Origin of the sequence: Streptomyces europaeiscabiei (assembly GCF_001550375.1) — a bacterium.
GTDB lineage: Bacteria > Actinomycetota > Actinomycetes > Streptomycetales > Streptomycetaceae > Streptomyces > Streptomyces europaeiscabiei.
On record NZ_LRTR01000784.1, the window covers coordinates 15,178 to 30,563 of the forward strand.

A 15,386-nucleotide genomic window follows, 5' to 3' on the forward strand; every position below is an offset into this window, starting at 1 on the left:
GTGGCGGAAGGGCCGTCCTCGCAGTTTCGCCGACGACGGCTTCGACATGGGTGGGCGCAGCGCTGATGGTCATCGGCGGCATCGGAGGCCCGTTGACCATGCCCTCGCTGACCGCGCAGCTGCTGGACAACGAGCCCGCCCATGGCACGGGAGTCGTCGGCGACATCGCCCTCCGGGAGACCGCGGACGTCGACCGGCCGGAGCACGTCACCGACACCGAGTACGGCGGTCGGCGCCGCAGCACCCGCACCGCCTGACCCGGGTTGCCCCGGCTCGTAGCCGTGGGGGCCCCGCAGATCGTCGACCCGGCCCACGCGCCTACCCCTGATCGCGCCCACTCTCCTCGGGCGCGCAGTCAAGGCACCCGGTCGGCCTCCGTCGCCGGTACCGGCCGCCGCAGCAGGTAGACGCCTGCGATCGACACCAGGAGAGCCATGCAAGCGATGAACACCAGCCCGGCGCCTTCCAGGCCGAGCGGTTCCGCCAGCAGCCCCACACCGATGACCGGTACCGAGATACCCGTGTAGGCCACCACGAACAGTGCCGAGATCACGGCCGCGCGCCGGTCCGCCTCGGAGGCCGCGGCCACGGCGGACAGTGCTCCGCGAAACGCCAGCCCCTGCCCGGCCCCGCCGACGACCGCACTCAGCACCACCAGCGCCAAAAGTTCCCATCGCAGTGCGCCGGCCAGCAGCGCCAGCCCGGCCAGGAGCCCGGCGCAGCCCAGCGGCAGCGACCGGCTCGTGCCGACCCGGCCGACGGCCAGCTGCCCGGCGGTCGAGGAGAAGAAGGCAAGGGCGACGACCAGCCCGCTCACCGCGTGATTGTGGACGTTCAGGGACTGGGCGAGGAAGGCAGGGCTGACCGACGTGAACACCCCGAACAGGGCGAACCCCACGAAGGAGGCGGCAGCCGCCGGCCCGAAGACCACCCGCACCTGTGGGGGCAGGCTGGGCCGTTGCGGCCGTACGGTGCTCAGCGGCCGACGCTCCCGCACGGTCTCCGGAAGCCGCCACAGGGCGGCGGCCGAGCAGGCGACCAGAGCGAGGTGGACGGCGAACGGCAGATACAGCGGCCAGTCGGCGTACTGCGCGAGCACCCCGGCGAGCAGTGGACCGCAGCCGAGCCCGCCCATGTTCGCGGCGGTCGCCACGAACGTGGCCCGCGAGGCGCCGCCGAGCGGTGCCAGCTCCATCACGTATGCCGTCGCCGCCCCGGTGAACAGGCCGGCGGACAGACCCGACAGCAGCCGCCCCGCATACAGCCAGCCCAGCGCCGTGGCGCACAGGAAGCAGACGGCACTCGCGGCCGAGAATCCCAGGCCCCACAACAGCACCGGACGCCGGCCCACGGAGTCCGAGGCGTTGCCCGCCAGCAGCAGCACCCCGATGACTCCGAAGGCGTAGACGGCGTAGACGACGGTGACCGTCAGCTCGTTGAATCCGAACTTCTCCTGGTAGAGGCCGTAGAGGGGGGTCGGCAGGGTCGTGCCGGCCATGCATACGGCGAACACCGCCCCGCCGAGCACGCACCGGCGCCAGCGTCCAAGATCACCGTCCATACCGCTGAAGGTAACCTCGCCCGCCGCCGCACGCGCCCGGACGCCTCCGGAGCGCCTGCCACGGGCTCGCCCCTGGCCGGCCACTGCCGAAACCGCCGTGCGGGGCGGTCCCGGAGTCGACCGAACGCCTGCCCGCCCGGCACAGACCCCGCCCGCCACACCACCCCCGGAACGCCGACTGGCCACGGGGCGGCGACGGCGGGCCCCGGAACCGAGTCACACGGTGGCGAGGGAGACCTCGGTCGACTTGATCAGCGCGGTGACGGGTGACCCGACGGTCAGGCCGAGGTCGCTGACGGCGTCCTTGGTGATGGCGGCGGTCAGTTCACCTCCCTCGACGGTGACCTTGCCCGAGGCCATCGCGGCGCCGGTGGCGATGTCACTCACCCTGCCGGGCAACCGGTTGCGGATGGACAGGCCCTCCACGGAACCGGTGGCGAGGGAGACCTCCGTGGATTTGACCAGGGCACGCACGGCGGAGCCCTCGGCGAGGCCGAGTCCCCTGACGGCGTCCAGGGTGATCGCCGAGGTGAGGTCCTGGCCACCGTCGAGGCGGACCTTGACCGTCGTCATGGCCGCGCCGGAAGTGACGGAGACGACGGTGCCGGGGATCTGGTTGCGGATGCTCAGGCTCATGGGAACGCCTCACAGGGAAGGGTTGATGTGCCGTTATTGCTTGCTCATGTATTGCTTGCTCATGTCCTCGGTCTTCTTTCTGTGTGGGTCACGCCAGTCGGGTCGGGCGTGAATGTTCCGCTGCCGCTCAGACCTGCGATGAGTGAGGCGGTCGTCGCTCGCAGGCCGCGGACATGGCCCGGCCCGGTCCCGGCCTGCGCGTTTTCAGACGGGGTAGGCGTGGGTCTGCGTCGCCTTCACAGCCGCCCAGACCTCCGCGCCCGGGTGGAGGCCGAGTTCGGCGGCGGCGACCGTGGTCAGGTCCGCGGCGAGCGGAAGCTCTCCGCCGAGGTCGGCGCGAATCTGGTCGCCGTGGGTCTCCAGGCCCGCGACCTCGCAGCGCCAGAGGTTGCGGGCGCTGACGCCGGTCGGACGGTCACGGTGCAGGGTGACCGCGCTCGGCGGGAACGCCACGTAGACCGGGCCGGTGAAAACCTCGGTCGTGGTGATGGAGGGGCCTGCGTCGAGGCGGACGGTGTGGCCGTCGGCCTCCCCCCGGTAGAGGTTCAGGCCGACCAGTTGGGCGATGTAGTCCGTACGGGGATGGCGGGCGATGTCGGACGGGGCGCCTTCCTGGACGACCCGGCCGTCCTCCACGACGACCAGCCGGTCGGCCAGCACCATGGCGTCCAGCGGGTCGTGTGTGACCAGGACGGCGACGGCCTCGAACTCGGCCAGATGCCGCCGGAGTTGGGCGCGGACCTCCAGACGGGTACGGGCGTCCAGCGCCGCCAGTGGCTCGTCCAGGAGCAGCAGGCGGGGGCGGGTGGCCAGGGCGCGGGCCAGAGCGACACGCTGGGCCTGGCCGCCGGACAGCTTGCGCGGCTTGGCGCCGGCGCGGTCCGCGAGCCCCAGGCGGTCGAGCCACTCGGCGGCCTGGGCGCGGGCCTCCGCCTTGGTGGCGCCGTGACAGCGCGGTCCGAAGGCCACGTTGTCCAGGGCCGTCAGGTGGGGGAAGAGCAGGTAGTCCTGGAAGACGACGCCGACCGGGCGTGCCTCCGGCGGCGTACGCTCCAACGCCGTGCCGTCCAGCCGCAGCCGGCCAGCGGTGAGTGGGGTCAGACCAGCCAGCGCGCGCAGGGCGGTGGTCTTCCCCGCGCCGTTCGGGCCGAGCAGGGCGACGACCTCGCCGGGCGCGACGCTCAGCGCCACGTCGAGACGGAAGGCGCCGCGCTCGACGACGAGGCGGGCGTCGAGGCCCTCCTCGGAGGCGACGGCACGGACGTCGTGAGCGGCTTCGGCGGCGTGACTGGGCTCGGTCATCGTGCCGTCATCCAACGGTCGCGCAGGCCCGCCAGCACCGCGACGGACACGGCGAGCAGGACCAGGCTGAGGGCGATGGCGGCCTCCGGGTCGCTCTGCAGGGCCAGATACACGGCCAGCGGCATGGTCTGGGTACGGCCGGGGAAGTTGCCCGCGAAGGTGATCGTCGCGCCGAACTCGCCCAGTGCCCGTGCCCAGGCCAGGACGGCGCCGGCCGCGATACCCGGCGCGATCAGCGGGAGCGTGACCCGGCGGAAGGCGGTGAACCGGGAGGCGCCCAGGGTGGCGGCCGCCTCCTCGAAACGTGGGTCGGCGGCCCTCAGGGTGCCCTCGACGCTGATGACCAGGAAAGGCATCGCGACGAACGCCTCCGCGACCACCACCCCCGCCGTGGTGAACGGCAGCGTGATCCCGAACCAGGAGTCCAGCGACCTCCCGACGATGCCGTTGCGGCCGAGAGCCATCAGCAGGGCCACGCCGCCGACCACCGGCGGAAGGACGAGCGGCAGGGTGACCAGGGCCCGGACCAGGCCGCGTCCGGGGAACTCGACGCGGGCCAGCAGCCAGGCCAGCGGCACGCCGATGACCAGGCTCACCGCCGTGGCAGCGGTGGCGCAGACCAGGGACAGCTGGAGCGCCTGCCACACCTCGGCGCTGGTGAGCAGGTCGGGCAGGCTGCGCCACGGGGCCCGCACGAGCAGCGCGACCAGCGGCACGATCAGGAACGCCAGGCCGATCAGCGCGGGCACCAGCAGCGGCAGGGGAACGCCTCGGCCGCCGTCTTTCGTGCGGACACGTCGACGCCGCGACCCGCCCCGGAGGGTGTCGGTCGCTGCGTCGGACCTGTCGGTCGGGAGGGTCACGGCTTGAGGAACCCGGCCTGGGTGAGGATCTGCTGGCCTTCGGCGGACTGCACCAGCGCGATGAACGCCTTGCCGGCCTCGGCGTTCTGGGCGTCCTTGAGCCGGACGATCGGGTAGTCGTTGATGGCGTCGGCTGACTCGGGGAACTCCACGCCCTGCACCTTGTCACCCGCCGCGTGCACATCGGTCTTGTAGACGACGGCGGCGTCGGCCTCCTTCAGTTCGACCTTCGTCAGGGCGGCCTTGACGTCCTGCTCGTAGGAGACGGGAGTGAGCGTCAACCTGCTCGCGTCCAGGGCCTTCTGGGCGGCGGCACCACAAGGCACCTCTTTGTCGCACAGTACGACCTTCAGGCCGGACCTGGTGAGGTCCTTGAGGGAGGCGATCTTGTCGGGGTTGCCCGGCAGGGTCGCGATCTCCAACTGGTTGCGGACGAAGGTGGCGGGCGTCCCCGACGCGGCCCCCGCGTCCGTCACGATCGCCATCGTCTTGGGGCTGGCCGAGGCGAACACGTCCGCGGGAGCACCGCCGGTGATGCTCGCGGCGAGCGAGTCACTGCCGCCGAAGCTGAAGGTGACCTTCGTGCCGGGGTGCTTCTCCTCGAACTGCTTGCCCAGCGTCGTGAAGCTCTCCTTCAGCGACGCGGCGGCGAACACCGTCACGGTGCCGGACAGCTTGTCCGACGCGGCGGACGCGGAGGAGCCCGACTTGGCCGACGAGGGGTCGCCGGACGACGAGCAGGCGCTCAGGGCCAGCAGTGCGGTGGCTCCCAGGGCGGCCACCTGCATCGGCCGACGGGTCCGGCGCTCGGTACGGGTCATCACGGGTCCACTCCCTCTTGTCCTGACGGGTCCACTCCCTCTGGTCCTGGCGGACACAATCACCTCGGCCCTCGCGGACCATCCACGGTCTCGGCATCCCGGATCCGGTAGCTGGGAACTGTGCTGATGCTCGTGCCGCAAATGCGAGGGTGGTGGTGCCTTTCGCTTTGCATGAGCCGGATCTGACATCTCTATGGATAGCATATGCGTTTGAGTGGGCCGCGCGTGTGGGCGTCCGGTCACCCGCGAGGTGGTCATCCGGGGGCTGTTTCCTCGCAGCCGCCGGTACGGCCGCCGTCGCGATGGCGGAACTCGCTCTCGCCGGTGGTCTGGCCTGCCTGTCCCGCCTGCCTGTCCCGCCTGACGGTGCCCGATCCGCCGGCCGGGCCCCAGCACGAGGCCACCGTCACCGTCGAGCGCGCCACCAGCGGTATCCAGCGTCAGCGCTTCCCCGGACCCTTGCTGCACGACGTGCTCATTCCGTATGGAAGACCCGCGGGGCTCGGGCGCGGTCTTCCAAGATCTCGCCGAGGGGTCGATCGCAGGCGACGGCACGCGGCCCCGCACGTGCGCCCGTCTGCCCCGCTCAAGGTGCGCGGTGTCCGATACCGACCAGACTTGTGTTCATGGCAGAAGAACGTCAGTCGCGCGCCGGGAAGACCCCGACGAAGGCCGCCCGCCGCACAGCACCCGTGCGGGGAGCGGAACACGCCGCGCGTGCTGCCAGCCGGAGCCTGGAGGGGCTGATCGGCCACCCCACGGAGGGCGTATCGGCCGTGAGACGTGTCGACGACGGTTGGTGCGTCGTCGTGGATGTCCTTGAGCTGCCCCGGATTCCGGACACGACGAGCCTTCTCGCCTCGTACGAGGTGCAGCTCGATCAGGACGGCGAACTCTTGGAGTACTGCAGGGTCCGCCGCTATCGGCGAGGGTCCGCCGATGAGTGACCCCAGGTTTGCCTGACAAGCGGAAGGACGCCCCATGCCTGCGACCACCTACTCCGACGAGGTAGTGGCCTGCCCACCGCGCGCCGGCACGTTGTACGACGTGCTGGAACTCATCCTTGATCGGGGCATGGTGATCGACGTGTTCGTCCGGGTCTCCCTGGTCGGCATCGAGATCCTCAAGATAGACGCGCGCATTGTCGTGGCGAGTGTGGACACGTACCTGAGGTTCGCCGAGGCATGCAACCGCCTGGACCTGGAACGTGACTCCGGCAGCACCACCATTCCCGAGCTGCTCAGCGGAAGTGCTGCCAAATCCATCGGGAGACGCAAGGTCCGAAAGGCCGCGGAAAACGTGGGTGACACCGTGCGCAGGGCGGTCGGGGGCCGTGACGACGACTCCGACGAACCTGATGAGGACGAGGAAGCGCAGAAGGAAAGGCCGAGGAAGCGGCGTGCTCCCGCCCGTGGCGGTACGACCCGACGACGACCCGTGGAGGCATGAGCCGTGACAGCCGACGGTGTGTATGTCTACGCGATCATCCACGCGGGAAGACCATTGCCGACGGACATGGGCGGTGTGGGCAGCCCGGCTGCCCCGCTGCGGACAATCCGGCAGGGGCGGGTCGCCGCCGTCGTCAGTGCGGCTCCCCCGAAACTCCGCGCCAGGCGGCGCGATCTTCTGGCCCACCAGGATCTGTTGTTGCGCCTTTCGGACCAGGGTCCGGTGCTACCCATGCGGTTCGGGATGGTCGCACCGGACGATGGCACGGTGCGGGGTCAGCTGGCAGTCGGCGAGGCGGACCACATGGTCGCACTGGAACACCTCTCCGACGGGGTCGAGGTCAACGTCAAGGCGTTCCCGGCGCAGAACGCATTGAGAAGCCTCGTCGCGGAGGACAGGACAGTCCGACGGCTGCGGGACGAGGCGCGTCGACGGCCTGGTTACGAAGCCAACCTCCGACTGGGTGAAGCTGTGGCGGCTGCTCTGGAGAGCAGGGCCGCCGAAGCCGGTCGGCGACTTCTGCGCGATCTCACACCAAGGGCCCGCGCGGTTGCCTCGGGGCCCAAAGTTCAGGGATGCGTGCTGAACATGTCGTTCCTCGTCAACCGCGGCGACAGCGACGAATTCCGAAGCCAGGCGGAGCGATTCGCCGGGGTGCACTGCGAACGTGTCGACTTGCGTCTCGCGGGCCCGCTGCCCTGCTACAGCTTTGTCTCCGCTGAAGGCGCACACGTTCGGACCGTCGGAGTCTGACATGGGACTGATCACCGGACTGCTCACGCTCCCCATCGCCCCGGTCCGCGGCGTGATGTGGGTGGCGGAGCAGCTCAACGACGCAGCTGAGCGCGAGTTGCATGACCCAGAAGTGCTCCGTGCCCAGCTGGCTCTGCTGAACCGGGAACTCGAAGACGGCGACATCGGCCTGGAGGAGTTCGAACGGGAAGAGGAACGACTGCTCGACCGGCTGCATGCCACGCGGGTCTGCCCTGCACCGAACGATCGAAGGTGACGCACTCATGGACGACAAGGAAAAGGTGACGCTCGCGGCCGCTGTAGTGGGCGGCTATGTGCTGGGCCGGACGAAGAAGGGTCGGCTGGCCCTGTCCATTGCGACCTATCTGGCGGGTCGGCGCTTCGGCCTCGAACCTCGCCAGCTCGCGGCCGAAGGGATGCGCAGGCTGGGGGAGATTCCGCAGTTCGCCGAGCTGCAGGAGCAGTTGCGAGGGGAAGTCCTCGAAGCGGGCCGCAAGGCAGTGGCTGCCGCTGCCGACCGGGGCATGAGCACGCTCGCCGACGCCATCAGCGACCGCACGGCCCGGATCGGTGAGAAGGCGGACGAGGAGGAGGACGAGGAGGAGGAATACGCGCCGGACGAGGAAAGCGCGGAATACGAGGAAGAGGAAGAGCCGGAAGAGGAAGAACCGGAGGCCGAGTACGAAGAGGACCAGGCCGAGGAAGAGGAGGAGCAGCCGGAATACGAATACGAGGACGAAGGCGAAGAGGAAGAAGAGGAAGAGGAAGAGCCGGAAGAAGCGGAAGAAGCGGAAGAGGCGGGGCGGCAGCGGCGCCGCAGTTCTCCGCGATCGACTCGGTCCCGCCGGACACCCGCACCGGCGGCACGTAAGAAGGCTGCACCCGCCCGTGGGGAGAGGGGTCGGACGGCTAAGGCGGCGCCGCGGAAGGCTGAACCGGCCAGGAAGACGGCGGCGAAGAAGTCGGCTCCCGCCAAGAAGACGGCGGCGAAGAAGTCCGTTCCTGCCAAGAAGTCCGCGGCCAGGAAGACGGCGGCGAAGAAGTCGGCTCCCGCCAGGAAGACGGCGGCGAAGAAGTCCGCTCCTGCCAAGAAGTCCGCGGCCAGGAAGACGACGTCATCGAAGCGAGCAGCATCCAAGCGCGTCGATCGTCGGAGGTAGCCAGCCATGACCAAGACGGAGAATGACCGAACCGGAGAGAAGGAATCGGGTGTGGACCGGCTCCGCGAAGAGCTGTCCAACTTCCTCGCCGCGCAGGTGGAGAATCTCGCTGAGAAGGCGGGTGGCAAACTGACCGACGTCACCGGGAAGCTTTCCGATGTCGCCGATTCCGGTGGCTCACTTCCTGCGATCGGCTCCCGCGTTCTTCAGGGTGAATCCCCGATGAAGGCCTTCGTCTCGGAAAAGGCCAAGGGTGTCAAGGACAACGTTGTGGGAAAGGTCAAGGAAGCCTTTGGCGGGGGGAAAGGGAAACGTAAGTCCAGCGGCGGCAAGGTCATGAACATCATCGAGGTTCTGGATGTGGGGGTGCCTCTGCGCGACGCTTACGACTTCTGGACACAGTACGACCAATTCAGCAGCTTCGCGAAGGGTGTTCGCGACGTCTCGAAGAGCGACGAGGTGGGGAGCGACTGGAAGGTCAAAGTCGGCCCTTCCTCGCGCAGTTTCAAAGCGACTGTTCAGGAACAGATTCCTGACGACCGCATCGTCTGGACCTCCGAAGGAGCCAAGGGCACGACCCGCGGCGTGGTCAGCTTCCATGAACTGGCACCGACCCTGACTCGAATCGTCCTGGTCGTGGAGTACTACCCGTCCGGGTTCTTCGAGAAGACGGGCAACCTGTGGCGGGCCCAAGGGCGCCGCATGCGACTGGACTTCAAGAACTTCCAGCGGTACGTCACCCTCACCAATGAGGAGCCCGAAGGCTGGCGCGGTGAAATCCGTGACGGTGAAGTCGTCGTGTCCCACGAGGACGCCATGGAAGAAGAAGAGGCTGATCAGGAGGAATCCGAGGGCGAGGAGCCCGAGGGTGAAGGCGGAGGTGACGCCGGGGAAGGCGCCGACTCCGCATACGAGGACGAAGACGAAGACGTGTACGAGGACGAGGACGAGGACGAAGAGGAAGCCGAAGGCGCATACGAGGACGAGGCCGAGGAGGAGGACGAAGACGGGGTGGAGGACGAGGACCAGTCCACTTCCAGACAGCGACGAGCGCAGAGGCGGCGCCGTGCCTGACGTCGACTTCCAGCAGAGGTCCTATCCCGTCTCCGGCCCGCAGACAACCAACCTTGCCGACATCCTCGAACGCGTTCTCGACAAAGGGATCGTGATCGCCGGGGACATCAAGATCGACCTCCTCGACATCGAGCTGCTCACTATCCGGCTGCGCCTGTTCGTGGCTTCCGTGGATACCGCGAAGAAAGCCGGAATCGACTGGTGGGAAGCCGATCCGGCACTTAGTTCGCGAGCTTTGCGCAGCGCACTGCAGGACGAGAACCGCGAACTGCGTGAACGTCTGGAGGCGCTCGAATCCAACACGAAGGACGCATTGCCCGAGCGGTGACCCCGCAGCGATACCCCCAGCAAGGGACCAAGGAGAACCGAGCACATGACGGAGCGCGGCACTGAGCGTTCGGACGCCCACGCCACCTACGTGTTCGCTGTCTGCTGGAACCCGGATCCGTCGGCAGTCGTCGGGCTGTCAGGTGTCACCGACGAGGCGCCCGTGAGCACACTGCCGCTGGAGACACTGACAGCGATCGTCCAGACCGTCCGAGCGAGCGACTTCACCAACGAAGCCTGGCAGGCGCGCCTGTGCGACCAGCGAGAACTGGAGCGATACGCACGCGCCCACCACGATGTCGTCTCCGCGGTGGCCGCCTGCTGCCCTACGGTTCCCCTGCCGATGGCCACGCTCTACCAGGGTGCGGAGAGGGCGCGGGACGCGCTCGCCAACGAGGCGGTCCGGTTCCACGCAGCGCTCAAGCGCATCGCGCACCACGCCGAATGGGGCGTGAAGGTGTACGCGCCGCCCCGCCCGCCGGACGATTCGATCCGCAGTGCCACGCCGGTCGACCGATCTCGCCCGGCGCCCGGAGCCGGCCTTGCCTACCTGGACCGCAAGCGGGGCGCGCAGGAGCGTCGCGAGCGCCGTCAGGAAGAGGCGCTGCGGACGGCGGACGCGGTGGATGCCGAAGTCGGCAGCCTTGCCACAGCCAGCCGAAGGCTGCGACTGCATGCCGCTCAGCCTTCCGGGGAACAGCGGGTTCAGGTCCTCAACGCGAGCTATCTGGTGCCGGACCGCCGCGCCGACGAGCTCACCCGACTGACACAGGCGCTGCGGGAACGGACCGGGGCGCAGATCGAGCTGTCAGGGCCGTGGGTGCCCTATTCCTTCGTCGGCGAGGTGTAGATCATGACGCAGGAAGTGGCGCTCTGGGACAGCCCCGGGCCCCTGGACGGTCCCATCGGGGTGCCGCTCGTCGACCTGTTGGACCGTGTCCTGGCGACTGGCGTAGTGATCAGCGGTGACCTGGTCATCGCCATCGCCGACGTTCCGCTGGTACGACTGTCACTCCATGCTCTTCTGTCGTCCGTCAACGAACGTGTCCCGGCGCCCTGGGCGGACGGAGGCCCGCTGTGACCGGCTCCCGACTCGACCTGGACTCCGACCAGGTGGGACGTGACCTCGTCACCCTGGTTCTCACCGTGGTCGAACTCCTCAGGCAGTTGATGGAGCGCCAGGCGATTCGCCGTGTCGAGCAGGGCGATCTCAGTGATGAACAGGCTGACGAGATCGGGACCACGTTGATGTTGCTCGATCAGCGGATGACGGAACTCTGCGAGCAGCACGGAGTGCGTCCGGAGGATCTCAATCTCGACCTCGGGCCACTCGGAACCCTTCTGCCCCAGAACTGAAGGTGTTGGTCCTCGGCGCGAGCCGACAGGCATGGCGCAGTATCCGAGCGGTGAAGACGAGGGCCCTGGGTGACCTCGTGCGGCACGGGGCGCGACACGGTTCCGTGGACCGTCCTCTTCGTGATCGCGGCGGTCTTCACGGCGGCCCCGCGAACCCTGCCCCGGCACACGTGGCCCCTGCGTCAGGAACCCCGCGTGATCGGCTCCCGAGCTGTTCGCAGAAGGCCACCCGAAGTTTCTTGGGAACCCGGGACAACCATCCGTACTGCCCGAGGGTCACATCAAGTGGGAGCAAAGTGCTCTCAAAGACCCAAGGGGGAAATATGCGAAACATGCGTAGTGTGGCGACAGTCGGGGCGTTAGCGGCACTGGCGGTGGGCGCCGGCACCGCGTTCAGCACGGCCGCCTCCGCCGCACCCAACGTCACTCCGCAGGGTGTCTGCGGCAGTGCCTACAAGACCGTGAACTCCGCGCCCGTCGGCTCGCTGGGCACGGTCTACCTGACGTACAACTCCAAGAACGGCAAGAACTGCGTCGCGACGATCCGCGCCAACCCGGGCACGCTCAAGTACATGTCCACGTACATCTACGTCCCCGCCACCGACGAGTGGGCCGGGGACGACGGGAGCTTCTCGTCGTACGCGGGGCCTGCCTACGTGTACGGAAAGGGCTACTGCGTGAGCTGGGGCGGCAGCATCGACAACGTGTACGTGTCGGTGGAGAACTCCAACTGCGCCTCCCTGAAGGAGCACCGGGTCACTGAAGTTCGCTGATCCGGCTGATCCCGGTCGGTCAACCGGCCATGAGTTCCCGCGCCGCCGCCTCCCGTGGTCCGATGTCGCGGTCCTGCCGCCGAAAGGACATCGGGAAGGCGTTCACGAGCCGCAGGCGGCGCGGGATCTCATAGTGGGTCGGCATGCCGACGAGCGTGCACGGCCTCACGGCCGTGGCCCGTGAGGCCGTGCACCGGGGTTCGCGGAACCAGGACGGCGGTTCGCTCAGCTCGAGGGAGCGCAGAGCCGCCGCCAGGGCTCGTTCGTTGCTGACATCGAGGGCCGTGTCGGTCAGCTTGATGACGTGTTCGTCGCCGTGCGCCAGGGCCCGCTCGAAGACTTCCTCCGGCGCGAAGGTGCCTGGTGGGGTGTACGCGACCGGGGCGTGGGGCGCGTACATCGCGGTCACCGCCGCAGATGCCGCCCGGGCCGCCCGCAGGCTCGGTACCCACAGGGCTCGCGGAAGTGCGGGAAGGGTGCGCGGGACGCGTTGAGGGCCGTGGCCGCGTGGACCGGCATGATCTGCTCGCCGTGGCCGTGGGTGGCATACCGGTGAGTGGCCGCCTGCACGAGTTCGCTGAGGCAGCGGCGAGCCTCGTCCGCGTCCCTGACCGCGGGCGCCCACACCGGCAGGCCCGTGACGCGGCCGAGCCGGCGGTGAAGCCGCCTTCCCGTTCGGCGATGGGTGTCACCGCGTCGAGAGCCGCGGCCGCCGTGTCGGCTCCGGCCGGCGGAGCGACATCCGTGACGGAGTGGTAGTGGGCGGCCGGTAACAGGGGCCGTGAGCCGGCTCGACCAGACGCGGCTCGGTGTCCTTGCCGGTCAGAGGAGCTAGGGCGGCCCTCTGCCCTCCAGTGTTGCGCGACGCCGTGCCCGTGCGGTCGGGCAGCCGAATATCGCGTGCGCTGCCGGCGGCGGACGTAGCAGACTCCCGGCATGGCCGACATGCACATGTTCCGGGACGAGGTCACAGGTTGGGCCGCCGGCGGCTCCGGCCGGGCGGCGAGCGAGCTGGCGAAGCTCCTGGGGGTGCACACGGCGGTCCTGCTGGAAGGGCTGAGCGACCTCGCGGCCGTCGAGGCGCTGGCCGCGGGGCGCGGCCGTGACCTGGCGGGCGAGGGGGTGTGTGTGCTGTCCATGGGCGGGGCGATGAGCGTCGGACGCTACGCGGCGCTCCTCGGGCCGTCCGGTCTCGGCCTGCGCCTGCTCGGTCTGTGCGACGAGCGGGAGAAGCCCTTCTTCGACCGGGGTCTCGACCCGGCCTGGGCACCGCGCCCCAGCGTCTTCGTCTGCGCGGCGGATCTGGAGGACGAGCTCATCCGTGCGCTGGGCACGGCGCGGATCGAGCAGATCATCCAGGCCGCGGACGAGCTGCGCCCCTGGCAGACCTTCGTACGGCAGCCCGCCCAGCACGGCCGACCCCGGCACCAGCAGCTGCGGCGCTTCCTCGGCACGAAGAAGGGCCGCAAGATCCGTTACGGCCGCCTCCTGGTCGAAGCCCTCGCCCCCGACCAGGTGCCCGCCCCGCTGGGCGACCTCTTCGCCACCTTGTGAGGGGTCGTTCCCGGACCTGTCGGTGGTGATCAGGTCGGGACCGTCCGCAGGACACCGTGCGGCGGCATCCGTGCGGTGCGAGGAGTTCGGCCAGCTCCACCCCGTCGACGCGGGGAACCGCCCTACGGGATCTCCGACGACCCTGACCTGGTGTGACTTCTCCCACCTGCTCTTGCCGGGGCACGGAACGCTTACCTACGTTCGGTCGTATGTCCCACCATGGCCGCGCCTTCCCCGGAGAACCGGACGAACCCGTCGCAGCGAGTGATCCTGCCGCGGACCGTCCTGACGCCTCCCCGACGATCGACCTGGTCGTCGACCTGAGTTCACACGAACTGCTCCGGCGCGCTCATGTCCTGGACGCCCTCGGTGCCGACTGGGACCCCATGGCCGCGCTGCGCGGCGAGGAAGCGGCGTACGAACTGCTGTACTCCGGTCTCAGCGCGGAGCAGCAGCGGGTGTACGACGAGCTGGTCTCGGCCGGTGTGCTTCCGGGCGGAGGCGGCGGTCATGCTGCCGCTTGACCCGCAGGCCGACGTCGGTCGTCGCGCCTGGGTGGCCTGCCCGAACTGTGACGACCGGCGCGGGTGCGTCACCTGTGAGCAGGGCCGTACCTGCTCCGACCATTGGCGCTACCTGCTCTCGAACGTCGGCAGCCTGCTCCATCTGCAGTGCCGGTCGTGCACCCACATCTGGACCCACGAGACCCACTTCGGTGCCACCCGCTCCCCGTGGGAGCGCATCACCAGCGGCCTGCGACGACGTTGATCGTGTGCCGGGGCTGACCACGGGGTGAGCCGGGTCGCCGGTGCAGTCGTGGGCACGGGCGGGTGAGGCCGGACGGCCGATGGGCGCCCGCTTTCGGATGACCTCTCCGTCTGTCGCCGGGGCCGGCGGGACGCCGTGGTCGAGGATCGCGGTCGGCGGTCATCCCTGCCTGCCGTTCGCCCGCCCGGAGGCAGCCGTGCACATCCTGCTCCTAGCCAGCGCGTTCAACAGTCTCACCCAGCGCACCCACGCCGAACTGCGCGACCGCGGCCACACCGTGGCGGTCGAACTCGCCCTGCCGGGCGGCTCGTTGTCGGATGCCGTGCGGCGGCACGCACCGCGGCTCATCGTGGCGCCGATGCTGAGGACGGCGATCCCCGAAGAGGTGTGGACGGCGTACACCTGCTTCGTCGTCCATCCCGGCCCGGTGGGCGACCGAGGACCGTCCTCCCTGGACTGGGCGATCCACGAGGGCGTCGAGGAATGGGGTGTCACCGTCCTGCAGGCCGACGGGGAGATGGACGCCGGTGACGTGTGGGCCTCCGTGCCGTGCCGGATTCCCCAGGTACCCAAGAGCGAGCTGTACCGGGGTGAGATCGCCGACGCCGCGATCGAGGCCGTCATGCTCGCGGTGGAGCGCTTCGCCGGGGGCACCTACGCACCGCGCAGACAGGACGCGCCAGGCACGACCGGCGCTGCCGCCGCCGAGCCCGACGCCTACGCCGGCCCACGCCCGCGCACACGTCCGTACCTCGACCAGAGCGTCCGGCGGATCGACTGGGCCGAGGACTCCACCCAGGACGTCCTGCGCAAGCTGAGGGCGGCAGACTCGCAGCCCGGTGTGCTGGACGTGCTGCTCGGCGGTGAATGGTATCTGCACGGTGGTCATCCGGAGAGCGTGTTGCGTGGCCGTCCGGGCGAGCTGCTGGCCACCCGGGCCGGGGCGGTCTGCCGGGCCACCAGCGACGGCGCCGTGTGGATCCCCGAGC

The 15,386-nt window shown here is 69.4% G+C and carries 21 protein-coding genes and 1 pseudogene; 16 read left to right on the forward strand and 6 right to left on the reverse strand.

Going from position 1 to position 15,386, the window contains the following annotated elements:
- Positions 1-50 precede the first annotated feature (50 nt).
- A complete protein-coding gene (locus AWZ10_RS53185) occupies positions 51-257 on the forward strand; it encodes a hypothetical protein (RefSeq protein ID WP_060903137.1) in 207 nt (68 codons plus the stop codon).
- A gap of 98 nt (positions 258-355) precedes the next feature.
- Here AWZ10_RS53185 and AWZ10_RS38360 read toward each other — a convergent pair whose 3' ends face one another.
- The 5 genes from AWZ10_RS38360 to modA form a co-directional block, all read right to left on the reverse strand.
- Complete coding sequence (locus AWZ10_RS38360; RefSeq protein WP_060893337.1) at positions 356-1,561, reverse strand: MFS transporter; 1,206 nt, start codon at positions 1,559-1,561, stop codon at positions 356-358.
- A gap of 216 nt (positions 1,562-1,777) precedes the next feature.
- Positions 1,778-2,197, reverse strand: a complete 420-nt coding sequence (locus AWZ10_RS38365) for a TOBE domain-containing protein (RefSeq protein ID WP_060893338.1) — start codon at positions 2,195-2,197, stop codon at positions 1,778-1,780.
- A gap of 204 nt (positions 2,198-2,401) precedes the next feature.
- The gene (locus AWZ10_RS38370; RefSeq protein WP_060893339.1) at positions 2,402-3,499 is read right to left on the reverse strand and encodes an ABC transporter ATP-binding protein; all 1,098 of its coding nucleotides are present in this window, start codon (positions 3,497-3,499) and stop codon (positions 2,402-2,404) included.
- Complete coding sequence (modB, locus tag AWZ10_RS38375; RefSeq protein WP_046703546.1) at positions 3,496-4,362, reverse strand: molybdate ABC transporter permease subunit; 867 nt, start codon at positions 4,360-4,362, stop codon at positions 3,496-3,498. Before modB ends, AWZ10_RS38370 begins: the two co-directional genes overlap by 4 nt.
- A complete protein-coding gene (gene modA / locus AWZ10_RS38380; protein WP_046703545.1) occupies positions 4,359-5,183 on the reverse strand; it encodes a molybdate ABC transporter substrate-binding protein in 825 nt (274 codons plus the stop codon). Before modA ends, modB begins: the two co-directional genes overlap by 4 nt.
- Before the next feature lie 626 nt (positions 5,184-5,809).
- Here modA and AWZ10_RS38385 point away from each other — a divergent pair.
- From AWZ10_RS38385 to AWZ10_RS38435, 11 genes are all read left to right on the forward strand, one after another.
- Positions 5,810-6,130, forward strand: a complete 321-nt coding sequence (locus tag AWZ10_RS38385; protein WP_046703608.1) for a gas vesicle protein GvpO — start codon at positions 5,810-5,812, stop codon at positions 6,128-6,130.
- 34 nt (positions 6,131-6,164) lie between these two features.
- The gene (gene gvpJ / locus AWZ10_RS38390) at positions 6,165-6,632 is read left to right on the forward strand and encodes a gas vesicle protein GvpJ (protein WP_046703544.1); all 468 of its coding nucleotides are present in this window, start codon (positions 6,165-6,167) and stop codon (positions 6,630-6,632) included.
- Between the two features lie 3 nt (positions 6,633-6,635).
- Complete coding sequence (locus AWZ10_RS38395; RefSeq protein WP_060893340.1) at positions 6,636-7,385, forward strand: GvpL/GvpF family gas vesicle protein; 750 nt, start codon at positions 6,636-6,638, stop codon at positions 7,383-7,385.
- 1 nt (position 7,386) lies between these two features.
- The gene (locus AWZ10_RS38400) at positions 7,387-7,641 is read left to right on the forward strand and encodes a gas vesicle protein GvpG (RefSeq protein WP_046703542.1); all 255 of its coding nucleotides are present in this window, start codon (positions 7,387-7,389) and stop codon (positions 7,639-7,641) included.
- Positions 7,642-7,648: 7 nt separating this feature from the next.
- Complete coding sequence (locus AWZ10_RS51915) at positions 7,649-8,545, forward strand: hypothetical protein (protein WP_060893341.1); 897 nt, start codon at positions 7,649-7,651, stop codon at positions 8,543-8,545.
- 6 nt (positions 8,546-8,551) lie between these two features.
- A complete protein-coding gene (locus AWZ10_RS38410; protein ID WP_046703540.1) occupies positions 8,552-9,619 on the forward strand; it encodes an SRPBCC family protein in 1,068 nt (355 codons plus the stop codon).
- A complete protein-coding gene (locus AWZ10_RS38415) occupies positions 9,612-9,947 on the forward strand; it encodes a gas vesicle protein (RefSeq protein WP_060893342.1) in 336 nt (111 codons plus the stop codon). Before AWZ10_RS38410 ends, AWZ10_RS38415 begins: the two co-directional genes overlap by 8 nt.
- A gap of 45 nt (positions 9,948-9,992) precedes the next feature.
- Positions 9,993-10,796: a GvpL/GvpF family gas vesicle protein gene (locus AWZ10_RS38420; RefSeq protein WP_060893343.1), complete on the forward strand. Its 804-nt coding sequence runs from the start codon at positions 9,993-9,995 to the stop codon at positions 10,794-10,796.
- Between the two features lie 3 nt (positions 10,797-10,799).
- Positions 10,800-11,027 (forward strand): gas vesicle protein, encoded by a 228-nt coding sequence (locus AWZ10_RS38425; protein WP_046703537.1) that lies wholly within the window; start codon positions 10,800-10,802, stop codon positions 11,025-11,027.
- Positions 11,024-11,302 (forward strand): gas vesicle protein K, encoded by a 279-nt coding sequence (locus tag AWZ10_RS38430; RefSeq protein WP_037692589.1) that lies wholly within the window; start codon positions 11,024-11,026, stop codon positions 11,300-11,302. The genes AWZ10_RS38425 and AWZ10_RS38430 overlap by 4 nt, the downstream gene beginning before the upstream one ends.
- Positions 11,303-11,625: 323 nt before the next feature.
- Complete coding sequence (locus tag AWZ10_RS38435) at positions 11,626-12,075, forward strand: hypothetical protein (RefSeq protein ID WP_060893344.1); 450 nt, start codon at positions 11,626-11,628, stop codon at positions 12,073-12,075.
- A gap of 217 nt (positions 12,076-12,292) precedes the next feature.
- On the opposite strand, the pseudogene AWZ10_RS38440 reads toward AWZ10_RS38435, so the two are convergent.
- A pseudogene (locus AWZ10_RS38440) lies at positions 12,293-12,901 on the reverse strand (questin oxidase family protein); the annotation flags it as partial.
- A gap of 110 nt (positions 12,902-13,011) precedes the next feature.
- Here AWZ10_RS38440 and AWZ10_RS38445 point away from each other — a divergent pair.
- The 4 genes from AWZ10_RS38445 to AWZ10_RS38460 form a co-directional block, all read left to right on the forward strand.
- Positions 13,012-13,629 carry a TOPRIM nucleotidyl transferase/hydrolase domain-containing protein gene (locus AWZ10_RS38445; RefSeq protein ID WP_046703535.1) on the forward strand — a complete coding sequence of 206 codons (618 nt, stop codon included), beginning with the start codon at positions 13,012-13,014 and terminating at the stop codon, positions 13,627-13,629.
- Between the two features lie 209 nt (positions 13,630-13,838).
- Positions 13,839-14,153 carry a DUF6400 family protein gene (locus tag AWZ10_RS38450; RefSeq protein ID WP_060893345.1) on the forward strand — a complete coding sequence of 105 codons (315 nt, stop codon included), beginning with the start codon at positions 13,839-13,841 and terminating at the stop codon, positions 14,151-14,153.
- Complete coding sequence (locus AWZ10_RS38455; RefSeq protein WP_046703533.1) at positions 14,140-14,397, forward strand: hypothetical protein; 258 nt, start codon at positions 14,140-14,142, stop codon at positions 14,395-14,397. Before AWZ10_RS38450 ends, AWZ10_RS38455 begins: the two co-directional genes overlap by 14 nt.
- A 196-nt stretch (positions 14,398-14,593) precedes the next feature.
- A partial coding sequence (locus tag AWZ10_RS38460) for a formyltransferase family protein (RefSeq protein WP_279616668.1) occupies positions 14,594-15,386 on the forward strand: 793 nt, incomplete at its 3' end.

Coding starts and splice junctions, on each gene's coding strand:
- AWZ10_RS38360 (WP_060893337.1), bottom strand. CDS start 1,561: ATGGACGGTGATCTTGGACGCTGGCGCCGGTGCGTGCTCGGCGGGGCG.
- AWZ10_RS38365 (WP_060893338.1), bottom strand. CDS start 2,197: ATGAGCCTGAGCATCCGCAACCAGATCCCCGGCACCGTCGTCTCCGTC.
- AWZ10_RS38370 (WP_060893339.1), bottom strand. CDS start 3,499: ATGACCGAGCCCAGTCACGCCGCCGAAGCCGCTCACGACGTCCGTGCC.
- modA (WP_046703545.1), bottom strand. CDS start 5,183: ATGACCCGTACCGAGCGCCGGACCCGTCGGCCGATGCAGGTGGCCGCC.
- AWZ10_RS38385 (WP_046703608.1), top strand. CDS start 5,810: ATGGCAGAAGAACGTCAGTCGCGCGCCGGGAAGACCCCGACGAAGGCC.
- gvpJ (WP_046703544.1), top strand. CDS start 6,165: ATGCCTGCGACCACCTACTCCGACGAGGTAGTGGCCTGCCCACCGCGC.
- AWZ10_RS38400 (WP_046703542.1), top strand. CDS start 7,387: ATGGGACTGATCACCGGACTGCTCACGCTCCCCATCGCCCCGGTCCGC.
- AWZ10_RS51915 (WP_060893341.1), top strand. CDS start 7,649: ATGGACGACAAGGAAAAGGTGACGCTCGCGGCCGCTGTAGTGGGCGGC.
- AWZ10_RS38410 (WP_046703540.1), top strand. CDS start 8,552: ATGACCAAGACGGAGAATGACCGAACCGGAGAGAAGGAATCGGGTGTG.
- AWZ10_RS38420 (WP_060893343.1), top strand. CDS start 9,993: ATGACGGAGCGCGGCACTGAGCGTTCGGACGCCCACGCCACCTACGTG.
- AWZ10_RS38425 (WP_046703537.1), top strand. CDS start 10,800: ATGACGCAGGAAGTGGCGCTCTGGGACAGCCCCGGGCCCCTGGACGGT.
- AWZ10_RS38435 (WP_060893344.1), top strand. CDS start 11,626: ATGCGAAACATGCGTAGTGTGGCGACAGTCGGGGCGTTAGCGGCACTG.
- AWZ10_RS38445 (WP_046703535.1), top strand. CDS start 13,012: ATGGCCGACATGCACATGTTCCGGGACGAGGTCACAGGTTGGGCCGCC.
- AWZ10_RS38450 (WP_060893345.1), top strand. CDS start 13,839: ATGTCCCACCATGGCCGCGCCTTCCCCGGAGAACCGGACGAACCCGTC.
- AWZ10_RS38455 (WP_046703533.1), top strand. CDS start 14,140: ATGCTGCCGCTTGACCCGCAGGCCGACGTCGGTCGTCGCGCCTGGGTG.